The organism is Halomonas hibernica, assembly GCF_013183775.1.
GTDB classification, from domain to species: Bacteria; Pseudomonadota; Gammaproteobacteria; order Pseudomonadales; family Halomonadaceae; genus Vreelandella; species Vreelandella citrativorans.
In genome coordinates, this window is record NZ_VIFN01000010.1 from 94,094 (window position 1) to 101,475 (window position 7,382).

Annotated in this window: 7 protein-coding genes and 1 tRNA gene; 6 read left to right on the forward strand and 2 right to left on the reverse strand. The window is 52.7% G+C overall.

Features of this window, described 5'->3' with window-relative positions; genetic code table 11:
* Positions 1-102: 102 nt before the first annotated feature.
* Positions 103-2,919, forward strand: coding sequence for a DUF349 domain-containing protein (locus tag FKN99_RS14535; protein WP_172118550.1), 2,817 nt, complete (start codon positions 103-105; stop codon positions 2,917-2,919).
* A 99-nt stretch (positions 2,920-3,018) separates the two neighbouring features.
* On the opposite strand, the gene phbB is transcribed toward FKN99_RS14535, so the two are convergent.
* Positions 3,019-3,765, reverse strand: a complete 747-nt coding sequence (phbB, locus tag FKN99_RS14540) for an acetoacetyl-CoA reductase (RefSeq protein ID WP_172118551.1) — start codon at positions 3,763-3,765, stop codon at positions 3,019-3,021.
* 274 nt (positions 3,766-4,039) lie between these two features.
* On the opposite strand from phbB, the gene FKN99_RS14545 reads away from it, so the two are divergent.
* Positions 4,040-4,116 (forward strand) — tRNA-Met (locus FKN99_RS14545).
* Positions 4,117-4,306: 190 nt separating this feature from the next.
* Here the strand turns inward: FKN99_RS14545 and FKN99_RS14550 are convergent.
* Complete coding sequence (locus FKN99_RS14550) at positions 4,307-4,549, reverse strand: helix-turn-helix domain-containing protein (protein ID WP_172118552.1); 243 nt, start codon at positions 4,547-4,549, stop codon at positions 4,307-4,309.
* A 125-nt stretch (positions 4,550-4,674) separates the two neighbouring features.
* On the opposite strand from FKN99_RS14550, the gene FKN99_RS14555 reads away from it, so the two are divergent.
* The 4 genes from FKN99_RS14555 to FKN99_RS18150 all read left to right on the forward strand — a co-directional run bounded on the left by FKN99_RS14555 (position 4,675) and on the right by FKN99_RS18150 (position 7,279).
* Entirely contained in the window at positions 4,675-4,914 is a 240-nt protein-coding gene (locus FKN99_RS14555; RefSeq protein ID WP_172118553.1) for a hypothetical protein, read from the forward strand.
* Positions 4,907-6,127, forward strand: coding sequence for a site-specific integrase (locus tag FKN99_RS14560; RefSeq protein WP_172118554.1), 1,221 nt, complete (start codon positions 4,907-4,909; stop codon positions 6,125-6,127). The genes FKN99_RS14555 and FKN99_RS14560 overlap by 8 nt, the downstream gene beginning before the upstream one ends.
* Positions 6,114-7,070 carry a TraI domain-containing protein gene (locus FKN99_RS14565; RefSeq protein ID WP_172118555.1) on the forward strand — a complete coding sequence of 319 codons (957 nt, stop codon included), beginning with the start codon at positions 6,114-6,116 and terminating at the stop codon, positions 7,068-7,070. The genes FKN99_RS14560 and FKN99_RS14565 overlap by 14 nt, the downstream gene beginning before the upstream one ends.
* Before the next feature lie 80 nt (positions 7,071-7,150).
* Entirely contained in the window at positions 7,151-7,279 is a 129-nt protein-coding gene (locus tag FKN99_RS18150; protein ID WP_406565435.1) for a BPSL0761 family protein, read from the forward strand.
* Positions 7,280-7,382 lie beyond the last annotated feature (103 nt).

Consider the following 7,382-nt stretch of genomic DNA (forward strand, 5'->3'; position numbering starts at 1 on the left):
CACCCTGGCAAGGCAAAGCTAAGCGACAGCGCCGATGACTGCAACCGCTGTTCAATAATGGCTAATTTTTTTCATGCTACGCACCTCTACGCAGGATGATCCATGCACGGACTGTTAAGACGCCTGTTCGCTCCTCGTTGGCAACACCCCGACCCCGAGGTACGCCGACAGGCCCTCTCTCGACTTGACCCCCACCAGGCTGAACAGCGCGAAGCGCTGCAAGCACTCGCGCACGATAGTGACAGCAGCATCCGCTTGGCGGCCCTGCTCGCGCTGGATGATGTCGAAGGATTGGTGGCGGCTTACCCTGACCACAGCCAGCAAGAGGCATGGTTCAATGCCGTGAGCCAGCGGCTTAGCGGTCTTGAAGGCAGTACCGAACTGCAACAACGCCAAGCGCTGGTGGAAGGGCTGGACGAGCCGCGTCTTTTAAATGTAATTGTCTTGCAAGGCGACAACCTTGATCTGCGCCTGACCGCTCTTGCCCGACTAACCAGTGAAGACGACTTGATTAAGCAAGCGTGCCAAAACGGTGTCGCGGCTGTTCGTCATCGCGCCGCCGAGCGCATTGAGACAGAAGAGGGCCTAAAGCGCCTGCTTAAAGACGCGCGACGTGATCGTTATGTAACGCGCCTTGCCCGCGAAAAGCTCGGCCAGCAGCGAACCGATGCCGAATGGCTGGCTCGCCAACAGCAGCAGCTGGAGCATCTTCTTCACCAGATGGAACAGCAGGCTCGCGCGCCTTGGGAGCCACTTTATGGCGGTCGCTTTCGCCATTTAGAGCGCGAATGGAAGAGCCTGACGCCCCCGCCCAGCGCCGAGCAAGAGCAGCGCTTTCATCAAGCCATGCTGGGCTGTCGTAAAACGCTTCACGACCATGAAACGCAGGAGCAGGCTCGCCAGCAGAGCCTTGCCCGCCGAGAGGAAGCGGATCAGACACGTGATCAGTTGCTTGATGGGCTGGAGGAGACGCTTGAAAGTCTTCATCATGCTACCGAGCTGACCGTTCAGGATATTGACAGCCTGCGTGCCCAACGCCAGCTTTTCAGCCAACGCTGGCAAGCGATCTCCGACGTACACTCGCCCAGCGAGCCTGCAAGCCAACGCTACACGCAAGCCATTATTCAATATGAGCAGTGCCTGGATGCCTGGCAGCGCTGGCAAGATGTCAGCGTCGTGCTTGAGCAAGCGCTTGCGGATAATGACCACCACGCCATGCGTCGCCTGCTTAACGAATGCGACTGGCCAAAAGCATTTACGCCGCCCGCGTTAATACAGCGCGTTCAGGCAACACTTGCCAGCGAGTCTCACTCACCGGCAGCTAGCCCACACGCCTCGGTTTCATTAAGCACTTATGAAGCAGAACTCGATAGCTTTGAGCACCTGCTTGAGCGTGGCGCCTTCAAAAGTGCCAGCCATCTTCACCAGCGCTTAAAACCGCAAATCGAAGCCCTGCAAATGGCGGAAGCCAAGCCGCTGAAGGCACGCTTAAAGCAGTCCGGCGCGCGCCTTGCCGAGCTACGCGATTGGCGCGGCTTTGTCGCAGGGCCCAAGCGCGAGCAGTTATGTTCAAGCATTGAAGCACTGGCCAACGACCCGCACATGGCGGAAACCGCGCTTGACCGCCACCACCGCCAGCTAGTGAAAGAGTGGAAGTCGCTGGGCGATGCCGCCGCCAATCGCGAACAGTCCGCGCGCTTTCGTGCCGCATCTGACCGCATCCACGAGCGGCTAGCCCCATGGCGCGACCAACTAGGTCAGGAGCGTGAAGCGAACCTGCAGGCCCGCGAGCAGCTGTGTGAACAGCTTGAAACACTGCTCGCCCAGCCAGCGGAGGACGCTGACCCGGATGTACTACGTGAAATTCGCGACAAGGCACGCCATCAATGGCGTCACTACTCGCCGGTGCCTCGCGAGCGCTCTGAGGCTGTTGGTCAGCGGTTTGGAAAAATCCGCCATCAGTTGCAAACATTAATTGATCAGCGGGCCGAGCAGATCGCCTCTCAAAAGCAGGCACTCATTGACGAAGTGCGGGCGCTTCGTCACGACCAGCAACAGCCTTTGGCGCAACGCATTACACAAACCAAGCAACTACAGCAGCACTGGCGCCAGTTAGGGCGCGCACCCAAAGGGGCGGAACAAACCCTTTGGAAGGCGTTCCGGCACGAGTGCGATCAGCTGTTTGCTCAGCGCGAAGCCCACAAGAGTGAGCAGGCTGCCCATCAGCAACAGCAGCTTGAAGCCATGCAAATACTTATCGATCAAATGGACAGCTGGCAACCCACTACCGCCAATGAAACCAGCACGCTGGACGACTTTTTGAACCAGGTCAGCCAGCTTGAGCCACTGCCGCGAAACCGGCGTAGCGAAGGCATGCAGCGTCGCCTAAGCGGTATTGTGCGCGCCAAGCGCGAGCGTTTGAGTCGTCTGAAGATTGCGGATACCGTTCAGCAATGGCAGCTTATTTTACCGCTCGTTAACGCACACCTGGCCGCCGATCAGCGCTATCTGGACGGCGGGGCCGCGGAAATTATCAACGCTGACGATATCATCAGCACGCCGCTTCCCAGCGTATTTGTCGAGGCGCATCAGACGCGTAACCACCAGCGTCAATCCACGCCACTCCCTTTGTCGCTGGATGATGAGGCAGCACGGGCAGACGCCATTTCTCGGCTGCGGGTGCATCTGTCTTTATTAACCAGCGGCAGCATCCAGCAAAGCGACAAGCCTTTGCGCTTGGCGATTCAGGTAGAGCGCTTGAATGAAGGAATTCGCCAGGAGCGTAGTCGCGAAGAAGAAATTATCGATGTCTTAGCCGCGCTATTAGCGCTTGGCCCGGTATCGATAGCGCAGTGGGAAAAAGAAGCCAGGGAACTGGATAGCTTATTGCGCGATCTGGGACATATTCCGCCCCCCTGACCGCCCCATCAATGCGACAACAACAAAACGGGAGGCGATTCGCCTCCCGTTTTGCATGCTCCCTTGTGAGGAATAAGCCGTCGCGTAGGCATGGGTGGCCTAGCCCATAAATTGCCCACCGTTAATATCGATGTTGGCGCCGGTAATAAAGCCAGACTCTTTATCGGCAAGGAACGTCACCAAGCGACCAATTTCTTCCGGCGTACCGTAGCGTTTCACCGGGATCGTTTCGCGAATGGCTTCACGCACTGACTCCGGAATTTTCATAATCATGTCAGTGGCAATATAGCCAGGCGATACGGTATTTACCGTAATGCCTTTGGTGGCTGTTTCCTGCGCCAGCGACATGGTTAAACCGTGCATACCGGCTTTAGCGGCAGCGTAATTAACCTGACCAAACTGCCCTTTACGGCCATTGATGGAGGAGATATTAATAATTCGGCCATAGCCATTTTCGAGCATCATCTCGATCACGCTGCGGCACGTATTAAAGACGCTATTAAGGTTGGTATCGATGACCTGATACCACTGTTCGTAGGCCATTTTTTTCATCGTGCCGTCGCGGGTAATGCCAGCACAGTTTACCAGCACGCTAATTGGACCGTGCTGTTCGTGGATCTCACGCGCAGCATTCAGGCATGCGTTATGGTCAGACAGGTCGACTCCGAGTGTTGTAATACTCTGATAACCGGCAGCTTGCTGGGTGTCCAGCCAGGTTTTGGCTTTTTCGGGATTGTTATACCCTGCCACTACCCTATAACCCGCATCTGCCAACGAACGACAAATTGCCGTGCCGATTCCACCAGTTCCACCAGTTACCCAGGCGACGGGGGCTTGATTGGCCATTGACTACCTCCCTGATATGACAAATGGCTTGGACGCTAAGTACTGTTATGGTTCGTAAACCATTTCGAATAAGCGTCAAGCGCTTGTATCACCAACAGCACGCCACCGATTTTATTGTCAGGCGGCCTACCGACAGTAAGCTTTTTATTGGGACCATGGGAAGCATAGCTTTACTCTTTGCATATTGCAGTACGATGAATATCAGCCTTTGTGCTTTGTTTGCTACAAAGGGTTGACGTGGCGCAAAAAATCCGTAGAATACGCCTCACGTTGATGCGGGGTGGAGCAGCTTGGTAGCTCGTCGGGCTCATAACCCGAAGGTCATCGGTTCAAATCCGGTCCCCGCTACCAATATTTTGAAAGGCAGATCAGTTACTTAATGATCTGCCTTTTTTGTTGCCTGTCATTCCAAAAAGCTCTGTGCCCAAATTGTGCCCACACCGTGCCTATTTTTAAAAATGCCTATCGGTAGGTGAAAAAGGCGGCGACCTTCAGGCACCGAACTTTATTTAGCATCTCCTTCTTTTTCTTTACTACCGAGTTAAGGCGCAGGTTCTGGACTGGACTCCTTGATGTGAGTCACTAGCTGTTCGATCTCACAATCAAAGTAGTAGCAAAGCCTATCTAGATTATCTGTCACTGTGCTGTGGCCTGGGTGATTGATAATTTTCGATAACGTCATCCGGTTGATGCCCGTTTCTTTCGCTATCTCCCCGATCGTAATTCTGCGCCGCTCGGCAAATTCCTTCTCTGCAATCAACTCTTTTAAGTGATACCGAATCATCGTCTTCTCTATTATTGATCATAAAAATTATCAAAAAGTGCTTGAAATAATCATTTGATTGTATATATTTCTAATCTAGCGATTAAAAATATTATCAAATGATCATCACATGAGGAGATAATCTCATGGACTGCACTTTTCTGACAACGGAAGAACTCGCCTCACGTATCAAATACGATGCGCGCACTATCCGCCAGCAACTCAAAGACAGCGTGCTCATTGAAGGCACCCATTACATCCGTCCCTTTGGGCGTCGGAAAATTCTGTATATCTGGGAGGCTATCCAAGAAGAAATGCTGCAAGCGACACCTCGTCAACAACGAGTCGCCATACCGATGGCTAACGGGGGTATCTGCCATGGGTAAGGTTCGCGTTCGCCAAGAAAGTAAAAAGCTTTTTATCGACTTCCGCTACGACGGCCAGCGATTTCGTGAACAGACCCTGCTAGACGATAATGCAAAAAATCGTAAACAGCTGGAACAGCTTTTACAGCGCATGGAAGCAAAAATGCTGCTAGGGGAATTCAATTATGCAGAGTTTTTTCCCAACAGCAGCAATTTACAAAAACTGAAAGCCCATCAGCCCTCGCCTACAAAAGAGTCTCAATATGCTGAGGTTTTAGACACACCACTCTTCAACGACTTTGCTGAGCAGTGGCTTGAAGAGAGTAAAGTTCAATGGCGTGCTTCCCACATGCGCAATGTGCGCTCGATCTTGGATAGCTCGCTGAAGCCCGCATTCGGTAAAAAGCCCATTGGTGATATCACCAAGGCCGACATCATGGGGTTTCGCGCCAAGCTGGCCAAGCGCAAAGGGCGTGGCACCACGGGGCTCGTATCGCCAAAGACCATCAACAGCCATATGACCATTCTTCGCATGGTGCTGGATGAAGCTGCCGAGCGATTCGATTTCGAGACGCCCTACAAAAATATCAAACCCTTAAAGCTACAGAAGACGCACATCGAGCCCTTCTCGCTCCATGAAGTCCACCGCATCATCGATAACGTGCGTCCCGACTATCGCAACTACTATACGGTGCGCTTTTTTACCGGTATGCGTACCGGTGAGATAGATGGATTGAAGTGGAAAAATGTCGATTTCGCTAAACGAGAAATCTTGGTGCGCGAGACGTTGATAAATGGCGAAACGGAATACACCAAGACCGATGGCTCCCAGCGTGAAATCCCCATGTTTGGACAGGTATATGACGCCTTAAAAACGCAGTACGCCGCGACTGGGCATATGAGCCAGTACGTGTTCTGCAATCAACTGGGACAGCCGCTTGATCACAACAACGTGACGAAACGCGTGTGGTATCCCCTACTACGGTCACTGGGTATGACCAAACGCCGCCCGTATCAAACACGCCATACTGCCGCGACGCTGTTTCTAGCCTCGGGTGAGAATCCAGAGTGGGTAGCGCGCATGTTAGGCCACAGTTCAACCGAGATGCTGTTTAAGGTCTATTCGCGCTATGTGCCTAATGCCACGCGTATGGACGGCTCTGCTTTCGAGCGTTTATTAGGCAATGCCACGTCCACCAAGCCCGAGAAGGAGCACCGCCATGAAACTGCCTAATCAACAAGCTACAGCACACCTGTCTCGCACTTTTACGGGCACTTATCGCCTTACGGGGCGCGTGGTAGAGTTCGACAATGCAAAAACGCCTTTTCTAAAGCTTCGGCTAAGCGACTGCGAAGGTGATCGTATCGCAATGCTGAATTTAGCAAAGACACACGTTCCTGAGCGCATTGGCCATTTGGATTTTGTTACTGCATCAGGAGTAAAGTGCTTATCAGGCCAATTCCTTCTTGATGAGTTTCGCAAGGCGACCCGTGAGGAAGTCCACTCACTGGACACGCTACAATCGCTACCACGTGTGTACGCCCCCGCACCAGCGGTGTTCGATCAATTAGTGAAGACCGTACAGTCTCTGCAATCGGAGCACTTACGCAGTTTTTTAACACGGGTATTGGAACGTAAGGACCGTATCGAGGCGTTTCTGAATGCACCCGCCAGCGTGACCTACCACCACGCCTATGCAGGTGGGTTGCTAGCACACTCACTGGACGTTGCTAACAATGCCGTGGCGATGCTGCGCTTAAATGAGCCTTCCATGTCACGCTTAATGCAGGAAACGTGTTTTGTGGCAGGATTGCTACACGATATTGGTAAGACGTATACCTACGACTCGAAAGGCAAGCCTAACGCGGCGTGGAAGCTCTGTAGCCACGATGCGTTTACACTTGAAGCGTGTGCATACGGTCTTGCCTACTTAGACCAGCATGAGCCTGATATTGCGATGACCTTGCGCCATATCTGGACATGTGCCTCCCCGGGTGCACGCTACGGCCAGCCAGCCGCCATGACACTTGCTCGTTACATTCGTGATGCAGATGGGCAAAGCGCCATGACAGATAACCAACAACGTGCGTTTCGTAGCAAAAGCCAGTGGGGCTTTAGCCGGATTGGACAAAATATTTTTTGGCAGCCTCAACTACCTGCCGCAGTATCTCATTGATGCAGTCTTCTATTTTTCGAACTGAACCCTCAGCTTTTAGTGTGGCGGTTCTATCAAAGCAAGAAGAAAATTTTATGACCATGCCAAGTGAACGCACGCGTTCGGTTATCCAGACCCGAGTATTCTTGATCGAGCTAAGCCGTAACAATGGCCTTTCAAAAACTATCCGCAGACAAGCAAAGCAGCTATTTAAGAACATTAAAGTGTAGCGCTACTAAATCGGGAGAATTCAAAAGGGGGGATTACCGTGGTAACAACTTCTTCAGGACGGCTGCTTTACGCTCTGCAGAATAACGTGGCACAAGGGCTCCA

What these genes read in the sequence shown, in the direction of transcription:
- FKN99_RS14555 (WP_172118553.1), top strand. Translation starts at nt 4,675, where the DNA reads ATGGACTGCACTTTTCTGACAACGGAAGAACTCGCCTCACGTATCAAA.
- FKN99_RS14550 (WP_172118552.1), bottom strand. Translation starts at nt 4,549, where the DNA reads ATGATTCGGTATCACTTAAAAGAGTTGATTGCAGAGAAGGAATTTGCC.
- FKN99_RS18150 (WP_406565435.1), top strand. Translation starts at nt 7,151, where the DNA reads ATGCCAAGTGAACGCACGCGTTCGGTTATCCAGACCCGAGTATTCTTG.
- FKN99_RS14535 (WP_172118550.1), top strand. Translation starts at nt 103, where the DNA reads ATGCACGGACTGTTAAGACGCCTGTTCGCTCCTCGTTGGCAACACCCC.
- FKN99_RS14560 (WP_172118554.1), top strand. Translation starts at nt 4,907, where the DNA reads ATGGGTAAGGTTCGCGTTCGCCAAGAAAGTAAAAAGCTTTTTATCGAC.
- FKN99_RS14565 (WP_172118555.1), top strand. Translation starts at nt 6,114, where the DNA reads ATGAAACTGCCTAATCAACAAGCTACAGCACACCTGTCTCGCACTTTT.
- phbB (WP_172118551.1), bottom strand. Translation starts at nt 3,765, where the DNA reads ATGGCCAATCAAGCCCCCGTCGCCTGGGTAACTGGTGGAACTGGTGGA.